Source organism: Streptomyces sp. NPDC090108, from assembly GCF_044747185.1.
GTDB lineage: Bacteria > Actinomycetota > Actinomycetes > Streptomycetales > Streptomycetaceae > Streptomyces.
Genome location: NZ_JBIVDQ010000003.1, coordinates 831,721 through 854,368, shown reverse-complemented (window position 1 = coordinate 854,368; position 22,648 = coordinate 831,721). Strand labels below are relative to the sequence as shown.

At 71.9% G+C, this 22,648-nt stretch carries 24 protein-coding genes and 3 pseudogenes; 14 read left to right on the top strand and 13 right to left on the bottom strand.

The genetic code is table 11. From position 1 onward, the window contains the following. Window positions 1–320 precede the first annotated feature (320 nt). Genes ACIPRD_RS14000 through ACIPRD_RS13990 form a run of 3 tightly spaced genes read left to right on the top strand, consistent with a single transcriptional unit; the run spans window position 321 to window position 4,023 of the window. Complete coding sequence (locus ACIPRD_RS14000; RefSeq protein WP_401562906.1) at window positions 321–1,886, top strand: phytoene desaturase; 1,566 nt, start codon at window positions 321–323, stop codon at window positions 1,884–1,886. After that, the gene (locus ACIPRD_RS13995; RefSeq protein WP_401562904.1) at window positions 1,883–2,956 is read left to right on the top strand and encodes a phytoene/squalene synthase family protein; all 1,074 of its coding nucleotides are present in this window, start codon (window positions 1,883–1,885) and stop codon (window positions 2,954–2,956) included. Before ACIPRD_RS14000 ends, ACIPRD_RS13995 begins: the two co-directional genes overlap by 4 nt. Continuing rightward, window positions 2,953–4,023, top strand: a complete 1,071-nt coding sequence (locus ACIPRD_RS13990) for a DUF5914 domain-containing protein (protein ID WP_401562902.1) — start codon at window positions 2,953–2,955, stop codon at window positions 4,021–4,023. Before ACIPRD_RS13995 ends, ACIPRD_RS13990 begins: the two co-directional genes overlap by 4 nt. Before the next feature lie 106 nt (window positions 4,024–4,129). Here the strand turns inward: ACIPRD_RS13990 and ACIPRD_RS13985 are convergent, their stop codons facing one another. Further along, window positions 4,130–4,348, bottom strand: coding sequence for a hypothetical protein (locus tag ACIPRD_RS13985; RefSeq protein ID WP_356403715.1), 219 nt, complete (start codon window positions 4,346–4,348; stop codon window positions 4,130–4,132). 131 nt (window positions 4,349–4,479) lie between these two features. Then, complete coding sequence (locus tag ACIPRD_RS13980; RefSeq protein WP_356403718.1) at window positions 4,480–4,659, bottom strand: DUF6480 family protein; 180 nt, start codon at window positions 4,657–4,659, stop codon at window positions 4,480–4,482. A gap of 470 nt (window positions 4,660–5,129) precedes the next feature. On the opposite strand from ACIPRD_RS13980, the gene ACIPRD_RS13975 reads away from it, so the two are divergent. The 3 genes from ACIPRD_RS13975 (at window position 5,130) to infA (ending at window position 6,723) form a co-directional block, all read left to right on the top strand. Further along, complete coding sequence (locus ACIPRD_RS13975) at window positions 5,130–5,444, top strand: hypothetical protein (RefSeq protein WP_356403721.1); 315 nt, start codon at window positions 5,130–5,132, stop codon at window positions 5,442–5,444. Between the two features lie 266 nt (window positions 5,445–5,710). Further along, complete coding sequence (locus ACIPRD_RS13970) at window positions 5,711–6,502, top strand: GNAT family N-acetyltransferase (RefSeq protein WP_356403723.1); 792 nt, start codon at window positions 5,711–5,713, stop codon at window positions 6,500–6,502. Continuing rightward, window positions 6,499–6,723 carry a translation initiation factor IF-1 gene (infA, locus tag ACIPRD_RS13965; protein WP_356403724.1) on the top strand — a complete coding sequence of 75 codons (225 nt, stop codon included), beginning with the start codon at window positions 6,499–6,501 and terminating at the stop codon, window positions 6,721–6,723. The genes ACIPRD_RS13970 and infA overlap by 4 nt, the downstream gene beginning before the upstream one ends. A gap of 727 nt (window positions 6,724–7,450) precedes the next feature. On the opposite strand, the gene ACIPRD_RS13960 is transcribed toward infA, so the two are convergent. Further along, the gene (locus ACIPRD_RS13960; protein WP_401562899.1) at window positions 7,451–7,756 is read right to left on the bottom strand and encodes a putative quinol monooxygenase; all 306 of its coding nucleotides are present in this window, start codon (window positions 7,754–7,756) and stop codon (window positions 7,451–7,453) included. A gap of 30 nt (window positions 7,757–7,786) precedes the next feature. On the opposite strand from ACIPRD_RS13960, the pseudogene ACIPRD_RS13955 reads away from it, so the two are divergent. Together ACIPRD_RS13955 and ACIPRD_RS13950 are read left to right on the top strand one after the other, a co-directional pair. Next, a pseudogene (locus tag ACIPRD_RS13955) lies at window positions 7,787–7,935 on the top strand (IS5/IS1182 family transposase); the annotation flags it as partial. A gap of 290 nt (window positions 7,936–8,225) precedes the next feature. Beyond that, the gene (locus ACIPRD_RS13950) at window positions 8,226–8,996 is read left to right on the top strand and encodes an alpha/beta fold hydrolase (RefSeq protein ID WP_401562897.1); all 771 of its coding nucleotides are present in this window, start codon (window positions 8,226–8,228) and stop codon (window positions 8,994–8,996) included. Between the two features lie 15 nt (window positions 8,997–9,011). On the opposite strand, the pseudogene ACIPRD_RS13945 reads toward ACIPRD_RS13950, so the two are convergent. The 5 genes and pseudogenes from ACIPRD_RS13945 to ACIPRD_RS13925 form a co-directional block, all read right to left on the bottom strand. Then, window positions 9,012–9,816: pseudogene (locus ACIPRD_RS13945) on the bottom strand (transposase); the annotation flags it as partial. Between the two features lie 75 nt (window positions 9,817–9,891). Beyond that, on the bottom strand, window positions 9,892–10,275 hold the full coding sequence (locus tag ACIPRD_RS13940) for a hypothetical protein (RefSeq protein ID WP_401562895.1): 384 nt from the start codon (window positions 10,273–10,275) through the stop codon (window positions 9,892–9,894). Between the two features lie 119 nt (window positions 10,276–10,394). After that, window positions 10,395–10,868: a VOC family protein gene (locus ACIPRD_RS13935; RefSeq protein WP_356403736.1), complete on the bottom strand. Its 474-nt coding sequence runs from the start codon at window positions 10,866–10,868 to the stop codon at window positions 10,395–10,397. A gap of 262 nt (window positions 10,869–11,130) precedes the next feature. Next, window positions 11,131–11,715 (bottom strand): hypothetical protein, encoded by a 585-nt coding sequence (locus ACIPRD_RS13930; protein WP_401562893.1) that lies wholly within the window; start codon window positions 11,713–11,715, stop codon window positions 11,131–11,133. Window positions 11,716–11,729: 14 nt separating this feature from the next. Continuing rightward, window positions 11,730–12,107: a peptidase inhibitor family I36 protein gene (locus ACIPRD_RS13925; protein ID WP_401562891.1), complete on the bottom strand. Its 378-nt coding sequence runs from the start codon at window positions 12,105–12,107 to the stop codon at window positions 11,730–11,732. 314 nt (window positions 12,108–12,421) lie between these two features. Here ACIPRD_RS13925 and ACIPRD_RS13920 point away from each other — a divergent pair, with 314 nt between their 5' ends. From ACIPRD_RS13920 to ligA, 3 genes are all read left to right on the top strand, one after another. After that, window positions 12,422–13,156: a hypothetical protein gene (locus ACIPRD_RS13920; protein WP_401562889.1), complete on the top strand. Its 735-nt coding sequence runs from the start codon at window positions 12,422–12,424 to the stop codon at window positions 13,154–13,156. Window positions 13,157–13,378: 222 nt separating this feature from the next. After that, window positions 13,379–13,774, top strand: coding sequence for a hypothetical protein (locus ACIPRD_RS13915; protein ID WP_401562887.1), 396 nt, complete (start codon window positions 13,379–13,381; stop codon window positions 13,772–13,774). A gap of 193 nt (window positions 13,775–13,967) precedes the next feature. Beyond that, window positions 13,968–16,016: an NAD-dependent DNA ligase LigA gene (ligA, locus tag ACIPRD_RS13910; RefSeq protein ID WP_401563187.1), complete on the top strand. Its 2,049-nt coding sequence runs from the start codon at window positions 13,968–13,970 to the stop codon at window positions 16,014–16,016. Between the two features lie 224 nt (window positions 16,017–16,240). Here ligA and ACIPRD_RS13905 read toward each other — a convergent pair whose 3' ends face one another. Together ACIPRD_RS13905 and ACIPRD_RS13900 are read right to left on the bottom strand one after the other, a co-directional pair. Beyond that, window positions 16,241–16,480: a hypothetical protein gene (locus ACIPRD_RS13905; RefSeq protein ID WP_401562885.1), complete on the bottom strand. Its 240-nt coding sequence runs from the start codon at window positions 16,478–16,480 to the stop codon at window positions 16,241–16,243. Window positions 16,481–16,792: 312 nt separating this feature from the next. Beyond that, the gene (locus ACIPRD_RS13900; protein ID WP_401562883.1) at window positions 16,793–17,518 is read right to left on the bottom strand and encodes a dienelactone hydrolase family protein; all 726 of its coding nucleotides are present in this window, start codon (window positions 17,516–17,518) and stop codon (window positions 16,793–16,795) included. Between the two features lie 265 nt (window positions 17,519–17,783). Here ACIPRD_RS13900 and ACIPRD_RS13895 point away from each other — a divergent pair, with 265 nt between their 5' ends. After that, a complete protein-coding gene (locus ACIPRD_RS13895) occupies window positions 17,784–18,794 on the top strand; it encodes a questin oxidase family protein (RefSeq protein WP_401562881.1) in 1,011 nt (336 codons plus the stop codon). A gap of 265 nt (window positions 18,795–19,059) precedes the next feature. Next, window positions 19,060–19,575, top strand: coding sequence for a hypothetical protein (locus ACIPRD_RS13890; protein WP_401562879.1), 516 nt, complete (start codon window positions 19,060–19,062; stop codon window positions 19,573–19,575). 159 nt (window positions 19,576–19,734) lie between these two features. Here ACIPRD_RS13890 and ACIPRD_RS13885 read toward each other — a convergent pair whose 3' ends face one another. Beyond that, window positions 19,735–20,637, bottom strand: a complete 903-nt coding sequence (locus tag ACIPRD_RS13885; RefSeq protein ID WP_401562877.1) for a LysR family transcriptional regulator — start codon at window positions 20,635–20,637, stop codon at window positions 19,735–19,737. Between the two features lie 132 nt (window positions 20,638–20,769). Here ACIPRD_RS13885 and ACIPRD_RS13880 point away from each other — a divergent pair, with 132 nt between their 5' ends. Further along, on the top strand, window positions 20,770–21,828 hold the full coding sequence (locus ACIPRD_RS13880) for a DMT family transporter (RefSeq protein ID WP_401562875.1): 1,059 nt from the start codon (window positions 20,770–20,772) through the stop codon (window positions 21,826–21,828). A 114-nt stretch (window positions 21,829–21,942) separates the two neighbouring features. Here the strand turns inward: ACIPRD_RS13880 and ACIPRD_RS13875 are convergent, their stop codons facing one another. Together ACIPRD_RS13875 and ACIPRD_RS13870 are read right to left on the bottom strand one after the other, a co-directional pair. Further along, a complete protein-coding gene (locus ACIPRD_RS13875; RefSeq protein WP_401562873.1) occupies window positions 21,943–22,191 on the bottom strand; it encodes a hypothetical protein in 249 nt (82 codons plus the stop codon). Next, window positions 22,191–22,292, bottom strand: a pseudogene (locus tag ACIPRD_RS13870) (VOC family protein); the annotation flags it as partial. The pseudogene ACIPRD_RS13870 and the gene ACIPRD_RS13875, both read right to left, overlap by 1 nt. Window positions 22,293–22,648: the final 356 nt, after the last annotated feature.

Sequence of the window (22,648 nt, the reverse complement as noted above, 5' to 3'; positions counted from 1 at the left end):
CCACGGCGGATCCGCGTCGGCCCCGCCCCCGGCCGCCCCCGTCCACCGGGATGATCACCGGCCACCGGCCGCCCCCGTCCACCGGGAGGATCACCGGCCCCCGGCCACCCCGGCTCACCCGGAGGACCGCCCATGACCCCCACCGCACCCCCGGACCCGCAGCCACCCTGCCGCGAACCGGCGCCGCCCCACGGCGGATCCGCGTCGGCCCGGCCACCGGCTACCCCCGCCCACCGGGAGGATCACCGGCCACCGGCCACCCCCGCCCACCCGGAGGACCACCGGCTCCCCGCCGCCCCCGCGCCCACGGAGGACCACCCGTGACCCGTACAGTTCCAGGCCGCACCGACCATGTCGTGGTCGTGGGTGCGGGACTCTCCGGACTCGCCGCCACCCTGCACCTGCTGGGCGCCGGACGACGCGTCACCGTCGTGGAGCGCGAGGCGCTGCCCGGCGGCCGTGCTGGGCGGCTCGACATGGCGGGGTATCTCGTCGACACCGGGCCCACCGTGCTGACCATGCCCGACCTCGCCGACGAGGCGTTCGCGGCGGTCGGCGCCCGCCTGTACGACCACGTCGAGCTGATCCCGCTCCACCCCGCCTACCGGGCCCGCTTCGCCGACGGCAGCGCCCTCGACGTGCACACCGACGCGGACGCCATGGAGGCGGAGGTCCACCGCTTCGCCGGCGCCGCCGACGCCCTCGGCTACCGTCGGCTGCGCGCCTGGCTCGAACGGCTCTACCGGGTGCAGATGCGCCGCTTCATCGACGCCAACTTCGACTCGCCACTGGGCCTGCTCAGCGGCGACCTCGCACGCCTGGCCGCCCTGGGCGGCTTCGGCAGGCTCGACCCCCGCGTCGGACGGTACCTGCGGGACGAACGGCTGCGCCGCGTGTTCTCCTTCCAGTCCCTCTACGTCGGCGTGCCACCGGCCCGCGCGCTCGCCGCGTACGCGGTCATCGCCTACATGGACACCGTCGCCGGGGTCTACTTCCCGCGGGGCGGCATGCACGCGCTGCCCCGGGCGATGGCCGACACCGCCGCCGGCGCGGGCGCCGAACTGCGCTACGGGCAGCGGGTGACCCGGCTGGAACGCTCCGGCGAGCGGATCACGGCGGTCGTCACCGACCAGGAGCGCATCGCCTGCGACGCGGTCGTCCTCACCACGGACCTCCCCGTCGCCTACGGGCTTCTGGGCCGCACCCCCCGGCGCCCGGCCCGGCTCCGGCACTCGCCCTCCGCGGTCGTCCTGCACGCCGGGACCGACCGCACCTGGGACCAACTGGCCCATCACACGATCTCTTTCGGGGCCGCCTGGAGCCGCACCTTCGACGAGCTCACCCGCACGGGAAGCCTGATGAGCGATCCGTCGCTGCTCATCACCCGGCCCACCACGACCGATCCGTCCCTCGCGCCCGCGGGCCGCCACCTGCACTACATCCTCGCCCCCTGCCCCAACACCGAACTGGGGCCGGACACCCGGTCCTGGGAGGACATCGGACCGCGTTACCGGGCCGAGCTGCTGCGGGAGTTGCACCGACGGGGCCTCGACGGCATCGAGGCCGCCATCGAGCAGGAGTGTCTCGTCACCCCGGCCACCTGGCGGTCCCTGGGGCACACCGCGGGCACCCCCTTCTCGGTCTCCCACACCTTCACGCAGACCGGCCCGTTCCGGCCGCGCAATCTGGTGCGGGGCACCGAGAACGCCGTACTCGCCGGGTGCGGGACCACCCCGGGCGTCGGTGTGCCGACCGTGCTGCTGTCCGGAAAGCTGGCCGCGGCACGGATCACCGGCGGCCACCGCCGCCCCGCCGTCAGCAGACGTCCCCCGCCGGCCCTCACGGCGGAGAACTCGCCGGCCCCCACGGAGGAGAGCGCCGCATGACCGACCACGAACTCGACGCGGCGGGCATCACCGACCCGCAACTGCGCGGGGACTACCGTCACTGCCGCGCCCTCAACGCCCGCCACGGCAGGACCTACTTCCTCGCCACCCGGCTCCTGCCCGTCGACCGCAGACCCGCCGTGCACGCCCTGTACGGCTTCGCGCGCTGGGCGGACGACATCGTCGACACCCTCGACCCCGCCACGGACACCGCCCACCGCGCGGCCGCGCTCGGTGCGCTGGAGGCCACCCTCACCGCCGGACTCGCCGACGGACCCGGCGGACCCGGCGGCCCCGGCGGCCCCGGCGGGGAACCGGTGGTGCGGGCACTGGCCCACACCGCCCACCGCTACGCCATCCCGCACCGGCACTTCCTCGACTTCATGACCGCGATGCGGGCCGACCTGCTGGTCACGGACTATCCCACCTACGCCGACCTGCTCGCCTACATGCACGGCTCCGCCGCCGTCATCGGCCTCCAGATGCTGCCCGTCCTCGGCACCGTGGTCCCCCGCGAGGAGGCCGCGCCCCACGCGGCCGCCCTCGGCATCGCCTTCCAGCAGAGCAACTTCCTGCGCGACGTGGGCGAGGACCTCGACCGGGGCCGCGTCTACCTGCCCGCCGACCTTCTCGGGGCACACGGCGTCGACCGCGACCTGCTGCGCTGGAGCAGGGCCACGGAACGCCACGACCCGCGCGTCACCGCCGCCCTGAAGGAGTTCGAGGCGCTCACCCGCGACGTCTACCGGCAGGCCGCCCCGGGGCTCGCCATGCTGGACCCGCTGTCACGGCCGTGCATCCGTACCGCGTTCGTGCTCTACGGCGGCATCCTCGACGCCGTCGCCCGCGACGGGTACGCGGTGCTGCACCGGCGGGCGGTGGTCCCGCGCCGCCGCCGCGCGCTGGTGGCCGCCGACGGGCTGGCACGGGTGACCGTGGCGCAACTGCGCGCCCGCGGCGACCGGCGGCACGGCGGAGCGGCCCGGCGGCACGACAGCGCCACGGGCCCCTCCGGCACCACCGCAGGGCGCGGCGCGCGGAGCCGGGACCTCCCCCAGGAGGTGGCGTGAAGCCCGGCCGCCCGCGCATCCGTACGGCGGTGCCGCTCGTGCTGCGCCGGGGAGGCGTCCCGTGGGACAGGCAGCGGCCGACCTGGCGTGACGCCGCTCCCGCGGTGATCGCCCGCGAGCTGAAACGCGCCCAGGCACGGCCGTCCGGGAACTGGTACGTCGTCGGCGCCTCCCGTGCTCTGCGCGAGGACCGCCCGCTTGCCTGCGAGGTGGCCGGCCGCGAGCTCGTCGTCTGGCGCGGCCCCGACGGCCGCCCCGTGGCGGGCCCGGGCGCCTGCCCGCACCTCGGCGCCCCGCTGAGCGACAGCCCGGTCCGGTGCGGGACGCTCGTGTGCCACTGGCACGGCCTGGCGCTGAACGGCACCCCGTTCGCGGGCTGGAACCCCCTGCCCGTCCACGACGACGGCGTCCTGCTGTGGCTGCGCCTCGACGACATCGGGGGCGAAGCACCGCTGGACCGCCCGGCCCTCCCTCCGCGCCCCGACCCCCGGCGTGCCGTGGCGACGGTCTACACGGGCAGCGGCGTCTGCGACCCCGAGGACATCGTCGCCAACCGGCTCGACCCGTGGCACGGGGCCTGGCTCCACCCGTACTCGTTCGTCGACCTGACGGTCGTAGGTTCCCCCGGGGGCCGAGAGGCCCCCGAAGACCCCGAGGCCCCCGAAGACCCCGGAAACCCCGAAGGCCGCGCCGATCCGCAGGACGGGGGATTCACGGTCGACGTCTCCTTCAAGCTGGCGTGGCGGGTCGTCGTCCCGGTGCGGGCGGTGTTCACCGCGCCCGGGCCGCGCACCGTCGTCATGCGCATCGTCGAGGGCGAGGGCGCCGGTTCCGTCGTGGAGACCCACGCGACGCCGCTGGGCGACGACGAACGGGGCCGCCCGCGTACGGCCGTGACCGAAGCGGTCATCGCCACCTCCGACCGGGCCGGCTTCACCGTCGCCCTCCGGGCGGCGCCGGTCCTGCGTCCTCTCATGCGTGCCGCGGCGGCCCGCCTGTGGCGCGACGACCTGGCCTACGCCGAACGCCGCCGGCACCTGCGCTCCACGGGACGTTTCCCCGGCTGACGGACCGCTCCCCACGGTGCGCGCGGCCGACCGCGCGCCGAGCCACCGCCTGGCGCCCGCGGGCCGTCCTCCGGAGGTCGCCCGTCCGCCCACGAGACTCCGCCGCTCATCCGCTCGCGCCGGGCCAGTTCCACGTACCGCGCCCGTGCCGGAGGCACCACAGGGAGAGGACGCACAGCAGCACCACGAAGAACAACCCCACCACGAGCACGCCGACGAACACCGCCGTCGCGAGGAGGGCCGCCGAGCGCTCCCCGGCGGCCGCCGGCTCCCCGCGCTTCGCGTCAGGACGTCCGGCAGGTGACCCCGCGTGCGGCATCGGCATGCCCTAGATGTACCTCAGCCGACGCCGGTTCCCCGGAAGCCCGGGAGACGGCCGCGCGCCGCGCGCCGCCGGCCGGAGGGTCAGGGGCCGACCTCACAGGTCGCCGCCGGCCGGTCGGTCCGGGGCCGATCTCACAGGTCGATCATCCGCACGACGAAGAACGCGGCGATCAGCAGGGTGCCGATGACGATCAGGAACAGCCAGATCATGGGGTGCTCCCAGATGCCGCCGTCCGGCCGTTCGCAGTGCGCCTCCGCGATCGATCCCTCGCAGGGCGGAGTCTCGCCAGGTGGCTGGAGTGGCTCGGTCATGATTCACCTCGGCTGGTCTGCCGGTGCCGAGCGTTCGCCGCGCCCCAAGAGGTCTGTCCGCGACGTCCTGATGTCCGGGGCGGGGGAGGCGCTCACGTGACGTGGAGCGCGTCGGCCTCCGCTCGGCAGCCTGACGGCATGGGTGGTGCGGCGGCCCCCGGCACACCTGGCCGTGGGCCACCGCTTCACCCCGTACTTCCCCCGCACGACGGTGACCGGATGCGGAGGGTGCCGCGCGGACCGACTCGGCGCGGACCGCCCGGCGCCGAGCGGGCCGTACCGCCCGTGCCGCCCGCACCGCCGGAATCCGACCGCGGCGAACGGACCTCGGCGAACCGACCTCGGCGAACTGACCGCGGCGATCCGATCGCCGGGCACCGACCGCTGGAATGGGACAACCGGAATCGGACAACCTGAACCGGCCGCCGGTCTCCGCATCTGCGGACGCCGACTCCACGGAACGACTGAGCATGTCCTCCGAAGACGAGCCGTACCAGCTCACCTGGGAAGTGCAACTCCACGAATCGGTGAGCCGCGTGTGGATCTGCAAGGCCTACGGACGTACGACCACCGACGCGGCCTGCGCCGACATCGCGCGCGCCGTGCTCGCCGGCTACCTCGCCGCCAAGCAGCCCCGCCCGGGAGACGTCCTGCGGGCCATCGCCCGCCCCGACAACGGGGACGCCGTGACCGTCACCACGGACCAACTCCCCAGTGACGCCTGGACGTCGGACCCGGCCGCCCTCGAAGCCCTGCCCGTCTATCTGCGCCAGGCCCTCCCTTGAGACGGAGCGCGGGGCTCTCCCACGAGACGGAGAGGGCCCTCGACCGCTGGACGTCCCTCGGCGTCGAACCGGTCCATCAGGAAAAGGGATTGAGCGAGGCACCGATCCGCCACTACTGTCGGGGCGGACCGTGAAGCCGTCGTAGGAGGTGAGACCCGTGAACACATTCACCCATGGGTGCTCCCTCGATCCGTCACGGTCCGGCGGCTGACGTCAGGTGTCGTCAGGAGTGCCTGAGAACGAGGTATTCCTGGAATGAGACTCCTATGAACACGAAGCCCTCCACATCCGGCCTGAGCGGGAACGCGGTGGTGATCACCCGTGTCGCGGACAGGCACTGGCACGCGCTGGACGACGACCTGGTGGTCGGCCGCGGATACGCGGGACACCGTCCCGACGGACGTCTGTTCGTCAGTATCGACGCCTGGCGCGACACCGCCTTCGACCGGCTCGCCGAGGCCATGCTGGCCGAACTGCCGTCGCCGCTGTACACGGTGGTCGACGCGGCCGACGTCGAGCTGACCGCCTGCTGGCTGCGGGCCGGCTTCACCGTCAGGCGCCGCGAGTGGGAGTACGCCGTACCCACCGATCCGCGGGTCACAGGACTCGGGGAGGTCCTGCCGCCCCCGGGCATCACCATCGTGCCCGCCGGCGAGGCGGACGAGCGTCTGCTGAGGGCGGCGGACCGCGCGATCCGCGACGAGGTCGAGGCGACCGTCGGGTGGGAGTCGATGCCCGCGGAGGTCATCCCCCGTCCCGAGGGCGACACGATCGTCGACCCGTCCAAGTACGCCGTGGCCGCGACGCAGGACCGCTACCTCGGTCTGATCCGGGTGGTGACGGTGCGGCGGCCGCGGATCGGGCTGCTCGCGGTCCGGGCCGGAGAGCAGCGCCGCGGCATCGCGCGGGCGCTGCTGGCCCATGCGCTCGGGGGACTGCACCGCTCCGGGTCCGCCATGGCCACGGCCGAGGTGGACCAGTCCAACCGAGCGGCCTCGACGCTGTTCGAGGGCCTCGGCGCCCGCCCGGTGAGCAGCAACCTCGAGCTGGTGCGATGAAGAAGACCAAGAACGTCATCGAGGTCGAGGGCAGGATCGTCGAGTGCCTGCGCAGCGCCATGTTCACCGTGGAGCTGGAGAACGGCCACCGCGTGCTCGCGCACGTCAGCGGAAAGATCCGCAAGAACTACATCAGGATCATGCTGGAGGACCGGGTACTGGTGGAACTCCCGCCCTACGACCTGACGCGCGGCCGCATCGTCTTCCGCTACCGGAACTAGGGGGCGTCTCCCCGATCTTCGTGGGTCCGCGACGTCCGGCACGGCACCTCGCCGCACGGCCGAACCGCCCACGTACGCCCAGTACGAGGGCGGTCCGGCCGCACGCCGAGGCACCGCACCGGACGGCCGCGGCCTGATCCACGAAGATCGAAGAGACACCCCCTAGGGCCTGCCTTTCGGATCTTGCCGGGGTCGTGAGGTGCTGCAGGTCAGAGCCGGCCTGATCCGGAACAAAGACCCTGGCGGCCCGGCGGTAGCCGAGGATCCCGGCTCGCAACCGGACGACGGTTCGGCCCGGCCTCTGCCCCCACCGACCGGCGGCCCCGGCTCCGCCGACCAGCCCGATGGGCTTCGCGACCGTCGCTGATCCGGACGGTGGTGAGGGCCCCTTCGTCCTTGCCCTCTCGCGGCCCCTTCGAGCCGCGCTGCGCGCCGCCGACGAGCACCGGCTCGTCGGCGGCGTCCTGCACTGGATCGCCGCGCGAGCGGCGGACGCTGTCCTCGCGGACCCGGCCACGTGTGGGAGGAGTGCGGCACCTGGGCCTTGGACGACCCGGCGGCGGGAAGCCCGCCGAATCCTGAACGCCGGGTGCGGTCAGTCGTGAACGCTGCGTGCACCGGCCCAAGCGCGGGCGCGGCATGGCCATGCGCACCGACGGACCTGCCACCAACCATCAGGCCGCACTCCATGACGCGGCCGTCTTCCTCCGGCTCGCACCGTGATCCATCAGTTGCCGGCGCCGAGGCCGCCGACGACAGACAGTTCGCGACCGGTGAACTCGCCGGTGAGCATGGGCATGGCGGCAGCGATCGCTTCCTTGGCCTCGGGCAGCCGCAGGGACGCGTCGTGGTGGTCCTTCGACTCCCAGACCTCCGTGACCACGATCGTGTCCGGGTCATCGGCGGCCAGGCCCACCACGTAGCTTCTGCAGCCCAACTCGCGGAGACCGTCGGCTCCGGAGAGCAGGATCGCGACCACGTCGTCGCGCTTGCCGGGCCGGGTCTTCATCGAACCGATGTAGCCATAGGCCATGTCATGCCGCCTTCGTCGGAGTCGCTGTCACTCGGGACCACCACGGCCTACCGGTGCATCACCCAGGCCGTCAACCTCTTGGCCGCCCTCGCCCCCACCCTCGCCGAAGCCGTACGAGCGGCATCGACGAAGGCGTACGTGATCCTGGACGGGGGACGCCCCTGCCGATCGGCCGAGTCGGCGTCCTCGTCCTCCAGCTCGCCACCTAGGGGGCGTCTCCCCGATCTTCGTGGGTCCGCGACGCCCGGCACGGCACCTCGCCGCACGGCCGAACCGCCCACGTACGCCCAGTACGAGGGCGGTCCGGCCGCACGCCGAGGCACCGCACCGGACGCCGCGGCCTGATCCACGAAGATCGAAGAGACGCCCCCTAGCGCTGCGACCGCAAAAGTTCACCGGGTTGAGGGCTTCGCCTGGCCACTGTGAAATGCAGAAGCGCTTCGATCACTCGCCGCCTAGGGTCTGCCGCATGACTCTCGCCTACGATGCAGCCGGAGACGGTCCCGCGCTCGTACTACTGCACTCCGCGGTGTGCGACCGGAGGATGTGGGATCCGCAGTGGCCGGCCCTTGTCGATGCCGGATACCGGGTGGTGCGCTGCGACTTCCGGGGCTTCGGCAGGACTCCCTTGCCGGACCGGCCCCACAACGATGCAGAGGATGTGCTGGGCCTGTTGGATGCCCTCGGAATCGAGGAAGCGGCGCTGATCGCTTCCTCGTACGGCGGACGTGTTGCTGTGGAGCTCGCCGCACGCCGTCCGGACCGCGTGTCCGCCATGGCACTGTTGTGTGCCGGACTGCCCGGGCACGAACCCACCGATGAACTGCGCGCGTTCGGTGAGCGGGAGGACGCGCTGCTTGAGGCGGGCGATATCGCGGGGGCGGTAAAACTGAACGTGGACACCTGGCTTGGCCCGGACGCCGACGAAACAACCCGGGAGAAGGTGCGCGCGATGCAACGGCACGCCTTCGAGGTGCAGCTGGCCGCCCCCGAGGGGGCTGGGCGGAGCGAGGCCGGAATCGACCTGTCAGCGATCAAGGCACCGTGTCTCGCTCTTTCGGGTGGTCACGACATGGTGGATTTTCGGCAGATCGGGGCCCAACTGCCGGGTCTGCTCGCCGACACCCGGTACCTGGAACTGCCCTGGGCCGGTCATCTTCCCAGTCTCGAGCGGCCTGCCGAGGTGACGGACCTGCTGATCGGCTTCCTATGCGAGACCGTCCCTGCCGACTCGGCGTGATTGCCGGGTTCCCGGTCAGGCCGCCTGTGCGAAGAGGCGTCCGCCCCAGCGGATACCCCTCTCGCTTCGGATGAGTGCGCGTTCGTTGCGCTGGGCGGCGAGGACGTCGGGGTGGCGGGCGTTCTTGCTGCGCCGGCGCAGGTAGGCGTGCAGGGCCCGGGTCCGGACGGGGTGGTCTGGGTGGTGGGAGTTGGCCACGGTGAACTGCCGCAAGGGTCCGAAGTGGGCCTCGATCGGGTTGGCCCAGGACGCGTAGGTCGGGGTGAAGCACAGCTCGACCCGGTTCTTTTCCGCCCAGCGCCGGATCTGTTGGCCCTTGTGGGCGGAGAGGTTGTCCAGGACGACGTAGATCTGGGCCCCGTCCGGGCGGGCCGCGCGGATCGACCTGAGCGCGGCCAGGGTGTTCGCGGCGCCCTTCTTGCGGCGGTTGACGCCCCAGAGGGCGTCGTCGCCGATCGAGTAGCAGCCATGGAAATAGCGCACCCCGTGGGTGCGATGGTAGGTCGCGGGGTGACGCTCAGGGTGAGCGGCAGGTCGCCAGGCCGAGCCGGCGGTGGGGCGGATGCCGAGCGGGCCGAACTCGTCGAAGGCGAACACGCGGTCGGGGAAGCGGTCCAGGACGTGCTCGATGCGGTCGAGCTCGGTGCCGCGGTCCGGGTCGGGTGACTCTTTCCAGCTCGTTGAATCGGTGGATCACGTCCCGGACGGTGTCCTCGTCGGCCTGCACCAGCTTCGCGATCATCGGGACCCGGTTTCCGCCGGCCGAGGCCAGCAGCATCATGGCGCGCCAGTACCGCACCGTGCTCGTACTTCCAGTACGAGGGCGGTCCGGCCGCACGCCGAGGCACCGCACCGGCCGCCGCGGCCCGATCCACGAAGATCGAAGAGACGCCCCCTAGCGCTGAGACCAACCCGCGCCGTCGACCAGGTCCGCCAGTCCGGCCTCGGTCGTGCCCGCCCGCAGACGAACGTCGAACGTGTAGCCCTCATCGCAGAACACCAGGTCAAGGTCCATGGGCGTCAGCTCGCGGAAGACGACCGCCAACCGGATCGCGTCCTCCTCCCGGACGTCCATGTACAGGCAGGTGCCGTCCTCGTGCAGATATGTCTCACCTGGGCCGTTCTCCGTCTCGAACTGCCAGGCGAGGCTCCGCACTTCACTGCGGTGCATCGAGTCGATCTCGACCTCGGACCACCGGGCACGGATCGCGTCTGTCAGCGCATCCCGATCGATGCGCCATCCGCCCACATCACCCTCGACCACCACCATGAACGTCATGGCCAGGGTCTACCAGACGTGCGTGACCGGACGTTCGTGACACAGCGCCGACCGGCTGGCGCCCGGAGGCGGAACGGTCTCATTGAGCCCCCGCGCCCGCACTTCCGTGGTGACGCGGCTCAGGAACCCGCGCCGGGCAGTTTCTGGGAGAGCTCGATCATGTTGCCCCACGGGTCACGGAAGAAAGCCAGCCGACGGCTGATGTCCTCGATCTCGAAGGGTTCCCCGATGAGGTCGACACCACGGCCGGCGAGCTCCGCGCATGCCGCGTCGACATCGTCGACATGGAGGCAGATGTGCTGGTACCCCCCGTACCGCAGGCTGGCTCCGAGGTCGTCCAGGACCTCTTTCGGGAAAGGGACCGGTCCGGCCAGCAGTTCCACGTGGAAGTCGTCGTCGTTCGCCGGACAGAGATAGGCCAGCTTCAGCTCACCGTAGGGCCATTCCTGGAGCACCCGGAAGTCCAGCTTCTCCGTGTACCAGGCTTTCGCCGCGTCGTAGTCCGGAACGCGGATGCCGACATGGTGACCGCGGAAGGAGGAAAAAGGGCTGGACGGGTTCTTGGGCGGGTGGGCCGGCATGGGCATCGCCATCACTCCTGTGCTGCTCAGCCGTCAGGGACGGCGCGATCAACCAGGCGGCTCACCCTACCGCGAGGTCCGGTCCATTCAGGTCAGGACCGGGCAAGCCAGGACACTCCTGATTCCGGGGAGACCGCCGGCACCGGTCTCCCGCCCCGGTCCACCCGTGCCGGCCGAGCCGTGGCCCGGAGCAGGGGCTCGCACGTTCTCCTGCTCCGGCGCCATGAAGGCTCAGCCTTCCGTGTCACGCGCCCCCGTATCGCCGTTCGGGCCGTCAGGCACTGCCGTTGAGGTAGGTGACGTCCCAGTGCACACCCTTCTTGCTCTTCTCGTAGGCGTACGTATTGCTGTGCGGGGACCTGTAGAGCGCGGCATGGTCGTCCTTGCGGAATCCGGACGCCCGGAAATGCTTGCGGACATAGGAGTTCAGACACGCAGTGGGATGGAGGTCCACCTTGTAGCCGTTGTCATGACGGTACGAACCCTTGCGGGAATGGCCCTTTTCCGTGCCGGCCGTGACGGTCACCGCACAGCCGCTCGCGCGCTTGAGAGCGATGACACCGGCGACGGTGGTACGCCGGATGCCCGTGAACGACGTACAGGAACTGTCGCCGCGGTCGTCGCAGTGGCCGGTCGACGTCCACGACACGTGCTGCGCGCGGAACTGCCGCGCGGCTTCGGCATGGGTGTACGTCGCGGGCGCGGCCTGGGCCGCGGCGGCGGACGCCGGCGCGGTCGCCGTGGCCGGCAGCGCGAGCCCGGCGGTGAGAAGGGCACCGAGAACGAGAGAACGCATGGACTTCACTTCCTTCAGGACGAGTTGAGGGACCGGCGGCACGGCGCCGCTCAGCAGGCCCACTTGTGCGAACGCAGTTACGTGCCGGGGCTCTTGAGGTTCCCGCGGGCGCCGCTGCGCAGGCAGAACGCCTTCGTGCCGCCGTAGTCGACGGCCGTGTACGCGGAGACGGGGGCGCCGGATTCACCGTGGTTGTACACCGAGCGGACCCGCGTCCCCTTGGCCCACTTGCAGACGCGTGAGCCGGCCTGCCAGTTGAGGTCGTCCACGCGCCACTCGCACTTCTGTCCCGAGGCGTCGGAACCGCTCCACACGCAGAACAGTCCGACACCGCAGTCGTTGTAACGGGGAGAGGGAGCCGCCGAGGCGGAGACCGGCGACAGGACGGCCGCGACCGCTGCCGCCGTACCGAGCAGAGCGGCGAACCATCGGGCTCGCCCAGGACTTGTCGACATCGAACCTCCGGATGCGATGCGCACGGGCATCTCGTGGTGTTCCGGAGCCATCCGCTCCGGTACGGAGAACTCTGGCGAGCGTGCGGCGGTGCGAGGAAGGCGTGCGCGGTGGGCGCATGGTGCCTGAGCTGCACAAGAGCACCGCGCGCGCCTCCGGTTCATCCGCAGGAGGCACGCCTTGATCAACGGAGCTTCCCCGATCGGGTGAGCGATCGCGACCGTCGCCGTGCGGCGTCGTCCCCGGGATCGCGGGCCCGTGTCCGCATCGTCGCGCGGGTCTTAACGGCCACGGTCGACGGTGGTTGAATCCGGACATGGATCTCAGCAAGGAACCGGTCGGCAGGATCAGTCTCGCCAAGGGCGGCCAGGCCCGGATATCCCTCGACAAGGAGGACCGCGGCATCGTCGTCACCGCGACCCTCGAGTGGGACGGCGGCAGCGACAAGCGCCGTGCCCAGGGAGCGGACCTCGATCTCTACGCGCTGTTCGTGCCGGCCGACGCGGCCGTACGCGGCGCCGATCACGCACCCGGCCACGTCTTCCCTCAGATCAGGCGCGGCCTGTTCCGTACCAGGAACCAGGACGAGGCCGAGGCCCTGCAGACGGAGCTCAGGACCCGGACCGATGCGGGCCGGGCCCTCTACTACAAGAACCTCGGCTCACTGGAGGAACCGCCGTACATGCGGTTGAGCGGGGACGCGAGGGTGCCGGGCGAGGAGAAGATCACCATCGTCAGGCCGGACCGGCAGGGCTACGTCCTGATCTGCGCGTACAGCGCGGTGAGCAACGGCGCGGGCAGCTTCCTCAGTTACGGCGCGCGGGTCGTCGTCACGGACGGAGCGGGATCGACGGTCACGGTGCCGCTCTACGACGACACCGCCACGTCGTACTGGGTGGCCATCGCCTTCGTCGACTTCACGGATCCGCAGGGCGTGTCCATCCAGCATGTCGAGCGCTACAGCAAGCGGTTCACGGAGAAGCGGCCGGTGCTCCACACCGACGGAACCGTGCTGATGGACGCCGGCCCGGTGGAGTTCAAGCGCGGCTGACCGACCCTGCCCCCCTGCGGGTCCGCCCGGCGGCGCAGCCCGCACGCCTGCCGCTGTGCCCCGTTGCGGCACCTCCTCTCGGAGGGCCGGTCCGACGAGCCGTGGACCATTGCTCATCGTGCCGTTGACCTGCGATGATCCAGGAACGTTCCATGATCACGGGGGAGTTCGGGCATGCGTTTCACGAGGGCATCCGGTGCGAGAGCCGCGTCCGGCCGGAGCGTGGGACGAGCACGTACGGCACTGCTGGCCGCGCTGAGCGTCGTCGCCGTCTCCGTCACGGGATGCGGCGTCGGTTCCGGAGACGAGGACGAGGGACTGCCGGTCCGCTTCGTCAACCGGTCCGCCTGGGACGCCCACCTGTTCGGCTGCCCGCAGTGCGGCAAGCGCGGCGTCGTGCTCGAAGAGGGCGGCGGTGTCTACTTCGGGTGGAACGAGAAGCGCGCCTGGCCCGTGACGTACACGCTGGTCGTGCGGGGAGCGAAGTCCACCTGTCCCTTCATCGACCCCCACCCCGGCGCGAACGACCCGGAGGCGGTGGGCAGCCGGGACATCGCCTACCTGGTGGACAAGACCGGCAGATGCGTCGACGGCCCACCGAGCTTCGACGATCTCTGACAGCCGAAGGAGCCACGCCCCGCCGGCGGTCCCGGACCAGGAACCTGACTTCTGGGGCACCGGTACGCACACGGCGGCCGACGCACTCACCGCACCTTCGCGCACCCCACGGCCGAGGGGGCCACCGCCACGCCTGTCCCGCCGCACCCGCGGTCACCTGCCGCACGGGCCGTTGTCAGTGCCGGGCACGATGATGACCTGCATGACCGACAACAGTGCTCTGCTCTCTCCTGCCGCCTACGCGGAAGCCGTGACCACGGCCGTGGCGGCGTCGGCCGCGTACTACGGCGACGGGACCACCCCGCTGGGTGACGACGAGTACGACCGACTGCTGCGCGCCATCGCGGCCTACGAGGACGCCCACCCGGACGAGGCGCTCGCCGGGTCGCCGACAGGGAAGGTGGCGGGCGGGGCCGTGCAGGGCGACGTTCCGCACTCGGTGCCGATGCTCTCCCTCGACAACGTCTTCGACGCCGACGAGCTCGCCGAGTGGGCCGCGGGACTGGAACGGCGTCTCGGGCGCCCCGTGGCCGGGTGGTGTGTGGAGCCGAAGCTCGACGGCCTCGCGGTGGCCGCCCGGTACCGGGGCGGCCGGCTCGTCCAGGTCCTCACCCGCGGCGACGGCCTGGCCGGTGAGGACATCACCCACGCCGCCGACGCCGTCCTCGGGCTGCCGCCGATACTCACCGAGCCGATAGACGTCGAGTTGCGCGGCGAGGTGCTGCTGACGACCGCACAGTTCGAGGAGGCCAACCGGATCCGGCTCGCCCACGAGGCCACGCCCTTCGCGCACCCGCGCAGCGGAGCGGCCGGCACGCTGCGGGCCAAGGACCGCTCCTACCGGATCGAGCTGACCTTCTTCGCCTATGGGGCGATCGGCCTGGACGACCTCGGCCACCTCGCTCTGCTGGAGAACCTGGCCGCGCTCGGCGCGAACACCGCCGCCAGTACGGCCGCCGCCCCGACGCGCTGCGAGACCGTCGAGCAGGTGCAGGAACGCATCGACGTGATCGCGGGCCTGCGCGGGGAGCTGCCGTTCGGGATCGACGGTGTCGTCGTCAAGGCCGACACGGCCGAGGACCAGCGGCGGGCCGGCAACGGCTCGCGCGCCCCGAGATGGGCGGTCGCCCGGAAACTGGCGGCCGAACACAAGGTGACCCGCCTGCTGGCCGTGGAGTGGAACGTCGGCCGGACGGGGATCATCGCCCCCCGCGCCGTCCTGGAGCCCGTCGTCATCGACGGCGTGAAGGTCACCTACGCGACCCTGCACAACCCGTCCGACATCACCCGTCGCGGCCTCATGGTCGGCGACCAGGTGTTCGTGTACCGGGCCGGCGACGTCATCCCCCGGGTGGAGGCACCGCTGGCCGACCGGCGCACCGGTACCGAGAGCCCGGTCGTCTTCCCCGGAGAATGCCCCCGCTGCGGCGACGCGATCGACACCTCCGAGCAGCGCTGGCGGTGCGTACGCGGACGGAACTGCCAGGCCGTGGCCTCGGTGATCTACGCAGCGGGCCGGGACCAGCTCGACATCGAAGGACTCGGCGGCACGCGCGCGATCCAGCTGGTGGAGGCCGGTCTGGTCAAGGACATCGCCGACCTGTTCACGCTGACCCGCGAGCAGCTCCTCGGCCTCGACCGCATGGGCGAGACCAGTGCCGCCAACCTCCTGGCCGCGATCGAAACCGCCCGCGGAGCCTCGTTGAACCGCGTGTTCTGCGCCCTCGGCGTCCGAGGGACCGGCCGCACGATGTCCCGCCGGATCGCCGCGCACTTCGGTTCCATGGCGGCGATCCGCGCCGCCGACGCCGACACGCTGGCCGGGGTCGACGGCATCGGCACCGAGAAGGCCCGCGTCATCGCGGCCGAACTCGTCGAACTCGCCCCGCTCCTCGACAGGCTCCAGGCCCAGCGGGTCGGCACGCAGGTCACGGAGCCGCAGAAGCCCGCGACCGAGGCGAACGACGGCGAGGACCCGGAGGGTGGTCCGCTGGCAGGGCAGGCCGTCGTGGTGACCGGCTCCATGACCGGCCCCCTCGCGGTGCTCTCCCGCAACGAGATGAACGAGCTGATCGAGCGCGCCGGCGGAAAGGCGTCGTCGTCGGTGTCCAAGCGCACGACCCTCCTGGTGGCGGGCGATAAGGCCGGCTCCAAGCGCACCAAGGCCGAGGAACTGGGCATCCGCATCCTCGCCCCCGAGGAGTTCGCCGCCCTCGTCGCGGACCTCCTCCCCACCACCTGAGGACCCGTTCCGCCACCGCCCCGCACGGCACAGGGGCGGCGGAACGGCCCGGCCCGGCAACGCCGTCCCGCCGGCCCGCGCTCGAACCGCCTCCGCGAGCTGGGTCCACCCGAGCATCGACCTCCGAGGGGAGTTCTGAGGCTGGACCGGCTTGCGGAGCTGCCGATGGCACCTGTGACGCGACGGGGTGTGCCGCCCGAGTGGTTCCGCCATGCGCGGGCCCCCTACAGGGACATGCCGCAGTACAGGCGTCGTCGCTGCCCGGCGTCGCGGGCGAGTTCGCCGAGGCGTTGCAGGAAATCGGCAATGAGCGCCGGATCCATGCCGTTGCCGTCCTCCGCGCGAACCCATGCGGTGGCGGCTTCCAGCACGCGCTCCCGGGCAGCGTCGTTCCAGCCGCACTTCATTCCGCCCTGGGCCTCGATCACCCGCCCGTCGACGCTGATCGGCGAGGTGCCCGCCACACTGGTCCAGGTTGGGCCCGTGACCCACAGTCGTAGCCGTGCCGGGGCGTCCCGCGAGCCTGACCTGCCGCCGTACCGGGCGGTCCTCGCGGAGACCGACTGGGGTTCGCTCCAGACGGCTTTCGGGGCGCAGCGACGGCCGCGGCGATCTCGAACCTCCCTTCTGACCGATACGCGCGGCACACCCGCGGACCGTGGCGGCAGGTGAGAGACCCGCCGGCCCGAGGCCGCGCGTGCCGGCCCCGCGCCATGACGGGCGGGGAACGGCGGGGACAGGCCGTCGATCGAATGAGCGTCGGTCGGTGCACCACATCAGTGCGTCACGGGCAGGCACTCGGCGAGCAGGCCGACGATGTCGTGCCAGGCTCGCTCCGCGTGCCGGGGGTGGTAGCCGACACCCGGGGGCGTGGCGTGGTCGACCGGTGGGTGGTGGAAGGCGTGCAAGGCTCCGCCGTAGACGGTGAGGCGCCAGTCGACGCCTGCGGCCTGCATCTCGGCCGTGAACGCCTCCCGCGCCGCGGGCGGCATGATCGGGTCCTTCGAGCCGACCCCGGCCCACACCGGGCAGCGTATGCGTGCCGCCTCGCCCGGTCGGCCCGTGGTGAGCGCGTTGACTGTCCCGATCGCCCGCAGGTCGACGCCGTCGCGCCCGAGTTCCAGCGCGACGGCGCCCCCGGTTCCGTAACCGATCGCCGCGATGCGGTCGAGGTCGGCCCGCGGTTCGGCGCGCAACACGTCGAGCGCCGCATGGCCGATGCGCCGCATCCGGTCCGGATCGGCGAGCAGCGGCATGCAGCGGGCCAGCATCTCCTCCGGATCGCTCAAGTAGCGCCCGCCGTGCAGGTCGAAGGCCAGTGCCACGTACCCCAGCTCCGCCAGGGCCTCCGCCCGGCGGCGCTCGACGTCGCTGAGCCCCATCCCCTCGGGCCCGATCAGGACTGCGGGCCTGCGATCGGCACCGGCCGGGAGCGCGAGGTGCCCGATCATCGTCAGCCGGTCGGCCGGATACTCCACCGCACGCGTGGTGACCGTCGTCATGCGACGGGACTGTAGTGACCGTCGAGTCCGCCCGGACGGCTGTTCACGGTCGGCGGACGGTGGTCCGTCCCCGCTGCACGACCGGGGCACCCCTCGGGGGCGTCCCCCCGGTCTTCGTGGATCAGGCCGCGACGTCCGGCACCGCTGTCCGCCGCGGACGCCCCTCCGTCATCGGCCGGAGGCACCCGGTCCGCCGAAGGACCTAAGCCGGGCTTACGTCTCCAGCCCGTTACGGTGCCGCAGCGCCCTGCCTACCGTTCCTGCCATGGATACGACAGGAACGCTGGACGAGGCGCTTGAGCGACTGCACCACTCGGGTCCTGAGCGGCTCGGCCGGCTCACCAATCACGCGCCGATGGCTGTCGAGGCCCTCGCTGCTCGCGGACAGGAACGCTCGGTGCACCGCTGGCTCGACCTGTACGCGGGAAAGCTCGAGGAGTTCCCGTCCCGCGTCGAGCCGGTCACGGACGACAACTGGGTTTCCGCGCTCGGCGATCCGCGCCGCGCCGCCGACTGGATCGACCACTTCGAGCGTGAGATCGCCGGGCGTCCGTGGCGCGAGGTGCTCACCCAGTGGTGGCCGCGCCTTCTGCCCGGCATGTACGGCGGCTCGACGCACCCGGTGATCCGGGTCGGCCACGCCGTGCGCACACTCCTGGCCGGCGACATCACCGAACCTCGCCTGACCGAACTCGCTCACGGTCTCGGCTACTGGGCCGCGCGTCACCGGCCCGTGTCGGGGCTTGCCCCGGTGCCCGGCGCCGGCAGCGCGGCCGGCGCTCTCGACGCGGTAACGCCCATCGCCGTACGGGACGGCAGCTTCCCCGCCCGGCTCGACCGCGTCACAGCCCTGCCGGTGTGGGCGGAAGCGGTGACGGAACCCGACGACGCGTACCGTCACCTCGCCGAACTGGTGAAGGCGGCAACACACCGGTACGCCACTCACGGCCACGGCGAGGAAACGATGCTGGTCCACGCGGCGACCGCTCCCAACGCCGTCCTGCGCACCCTGCCCGCGCTCCCGCGGACCCTGTGGCTGCCGAGCCTGCGGGCAGCCTGGACAGCCTCCGCCGCCGTGACCGCGATGTACGCGCCGGCCGCGGCGGTCGTCTACACCCCACCCGGCCGCTTCACCGCCGACGAGGTCTTCGAACGGGCTCTGGAACACGGCGACGAACACGTCATCAAGCTGACGGACACAGCCCTCGACATCGCCGACGAACCGGCCCTCGCGGCGGCCCTGCGCTCCATCGAGCTGAGCGCCCCGCTGGGATGAGACGCATCGCGGCCGCGCCATGTGCAGGGTGCGACGCGAGGGGCGCCACCGCTCCTGTAGCTGACGTTCGTCCCGCGGTGCCCGGCAGGGGAGAGGAGCGGTCCCGGTGCGACGCTCGGGGTCGGCGAGCCACCGGCCACGGCAGGACTTGCACTAAGTTCAACGAGCGCCTTGCGCTCCCCGTGAGCATCTCGCTAGCGTGCTCTTGTACTTAGTTCAAGTGCTCGGAAGCTCCACGGGCGCGCTCCGCGAAGGGGAAACGACCATGAACGCGTTCATCGCCGCCATGCAGCTGTCTGTCGCCGGCGCATTCGTCAGCATTCCCGTGGTCCGGGGCAGGTTCGGCGCCACGGCCACCGCCGCGGCACATGCGGAGCTGCGCCGCCAGGGCGTGCGGACCACCGTGCTGGAGGAGAACGGGATGCGGTTCGACGCGGGCGGACACGAGACCTGGGCGCCGGTCTCCATCGCCGCGATTCTTGCCGGCACCGCCGCGCTCAACCTCGCAGATGCCGCCTGGGCCGGCGTGCTGAACCGGCTCGTCCTCGGCGCGGTCCTGGCCGTCAACTGCGTGATCCTCTGGAGCAACCTGACGGCCACCACGTCCGTCCAGGCCGCCTTCGCCCGCAAGGGAGACGCCGAGCTCGCCCGCGTGGATGTCGCGGCGCTCCTCAAGGCCGCCGAGTCCGGCTTTCCCCGCTGGGTCTGGATCCTGCAGAACGCGCGCCACGTCATCGTCTTCGGCGCCGCCGGAGTGGCGCTGACCGCCCTCGCCGCCTGACTCTGAGAGATCCGGCAAGCCCGGGGTCACCGACCGCATGGCCCCGGTAGGTCCGGTCCCGGGGGAGTGGCGCGGGACCGCGAAACGCTGGTGCGCGTCGGCCGACGCGCACCACCGACGAGTCCGCCAGTACCCCCGTCCCCGTCGTTCCGCACGGTCTCACCCGGCGGGGCGCGCGGTCGCCGCCTCCCGCAACGCCTCCAGCAGTCCGCGCAACGCCGGCTGTCCGAGGGAGGTCTCGCGGGCGACAGCCGAGATCACCCGGATCGGCTCGGGGTTGCGCACAGGGATGACGACCACGCCGGGGTGGGGTGCGCGCAGCCCCAGCCGGGGCATCAGCCCGACGCCGAGCCCGGCCGCGACGAAGCCCTGCGCGGTGGCGTAGTCCTCGCTCTTGACGATGAAGTCGGGGGTGAAGCCCGCCGCCGAGCACGCGTCGGTCACCGGCTCCAGGCAGGGTCCGGGCGGCTCACTGCCGACCCACTGCTCACCGGCGAGTTCGTGGAGGTCGAGGACATCCCGGTCCGCGAACCGGTGATCCTCGGGCAGCACCGCGGCGTAGGGATCGTCCAGGAGGTGGACGACCCTGTGCCCGTCGCCCGCCCGGCCTCGCGGCTGGACCACCACGGCCAGGTCGGCCCGCCCGCGCAGGACGTCCTGGACCGGATCGTCCGGGTCGGCCAGCTCCAGGTCGATACGGATCCCCGGGTGCTCGACGCGCAGCCGGGCCAGCGCGGGCGCCACCAGCGTGGAGCCCGCCGTGGCGAAGTAGCGCAACGACAGCGTGCCGGTCCGGCCGGCCCGCAGATCCGCCAGCGCGGACTCCGCCTGGGCGACCGCCGAGCCGATCAGCGCGGCGTGTTCCGTGAGCAGCAGGCCCGCGGCGGTCGGCCGCACGCCGCGCCCGACGCGTTCGAGGAGTGGCGTGCCGGCCTGCTTCTCCAGCGCCGCGACCTGCTGGCTGACGGCGGACGGCGTGTAGCCGAGGTGGGCCGCGGCGGCGGTGACCGTACCGCTGGTGACCACCGCGCGAAGCACCTGCAGTCGCCTCACATCGAGCATGTAGCAGAGGTTAACAGAACAGGTAGAACCATTTGCTTGTTCTCAAATGTCGACTGCGGCATGGTCGTCGGACCGGGGCTCTGCCCGCACCACCAGGTCGCGTGCCGCCGCTCGCGGCACAAGGGAGGACACATGAACGGCAGTTCGCGAAGCCTGTACGGAGCCTCACGGGTAGTCGTGCTCGCCCTGCTGTGGGGCTCCACCTTCCTCTGGATCGAACTCGCCCTGCGTGGACTCTCCCCGCTCCAGGTCACCTTGGCCCGCTGTGTTCTCGGCGCGGCCGTACTCACCGCAGTCTGCTACACCTCGGGCCACCGTCTGCCGAAGGGAAGCGCCCTCTGGCGGCACATCGTCGTCGCGGCCCTCTTCTGCAACGCCCTCCCGTTCGCGCTCTTCAGCCTCGGCCAGCAGACCGTCGACTCCGGCCTCGCCGGCGTATTGAACGCCACCACCCCCCTGTGGTCCGTCACTCTCGGTGTCGCCCTCGGCTCCGAGCGCGGACTGCGCCCGGCCCGGCTCGGAGGTCTTCTGCTGGGGTTCGCAGGCGTCATCGTCATCCTCGCCCCCTGGAACACCACCAGCGCCATCGGCTGGGGCGCCCTCGCCATCCTCGGTGCCGCCGCCAGCTACGCCGTCGCCTTCACCTACATGGGACGCACGCTCGTCCGTCGCGGCACCCCCACCATCTCCCTCTCCGCCGCCCAACTCCTCGCCGCGAGCGGACTCACCGCCTTCGCCATGCCGATCGGCGGCCTCGGCCGGATCCACCCGAGCCCGACGGCCGTCGTCGCCGCCCTCGTCCTCGGCGTCTTCTGCACCGCCGCCACCTTCCATCTGACCTACCGCATCATCAACGACGAAGGCGCCACCAACGCCGCCGTCGTCGGCTACCTCCTGCCCGTGGTCTCCGTCCTGCTCGGCGCGCTCGTCCTCGGTGAACGGCTGAGCATCCGGGTGGTACTGGGCATGGCCGTCGTACTGATCGGCGTCGGCCTGACCCGCCGCACCGGAACGACCACGACCCCCGGAGACGGCGAACCGGCTCCGGTGGACCCCCGCGTGCCCACGGCCGGCGGCACGGCGGTCTCCGAGACGGCCGTCGCAGCGGCGACCGCCGACGGCCGTGAATCCCCGGTCGACTCCCCGACGCCCCATGCGGGCCCGGTCTCCGGCCGCCCCCACGAGAACTGACGACGAAGACGGTCCGACGACGCCTGCACAGTGCCTAGGGGCCCCCACGCCACGGTCGCGGCGTCGGGCAACGCTGCTCTGTCACTCCGGAGCGGGGGGCGGCCCGCCAAGGCTTCAGACTGTTGTGTCCTGCGGGTACCAGCGCAGTTCCACGGTATTGCCGTCCGGGTCCCGGACGTAGACCGAGGTGGCAACGCCTCGCGCGCCGAAGCGCTCCACGGGGCCTTCCAGGACGGTGAAGGCGCCCGACGCGATGAACTCGGCCCAGTCCAGTGGTTCCACGGTGAGACAGACGTGGTCGACGTTGGACTCGCCCCGAGGGCCGCTGACCAGGTCGATGATGGTCTCGGAGGTGATACGCACCGACGGGAAGGGGATAAGGGGACCTGGCCGGCCCGCCACTCCAGGACGCGTACCGGTGGCAGACCGAGGAGTCCGGCGTAGAAGTCGAGGGACCGTTCCACGTCGCCGACGTTGAGAACCAGGTGGTCGAACGCCTTCACGCGTAGCGAGGGCCCCCTGGGGCGGCCGCGCGGGTCGGGTGTCAGGAGGCTCGGCTTCGGCAGAGGCTCCGGTACGGCAGGGTGGGCGGTGGGGTGGGAAGCGTTCACGGTGGCTCCTCGGCCGGCGGAATACGGCGGATCAGTGGATGCCCGTTACGATCCGCCGTGCGGGAACCGTCATCAAGGCAGCATCGCCGTACGATCGTTGAGCCGGATTCAACGCCGGGGGGCGTCGTGCTGGAACGCGTGGAGGGGGAAGCCTTCCTGACGCTTGCCGAGGAACTGCACTTCGACCGTACCGCCGAGCGCCTGCGCCT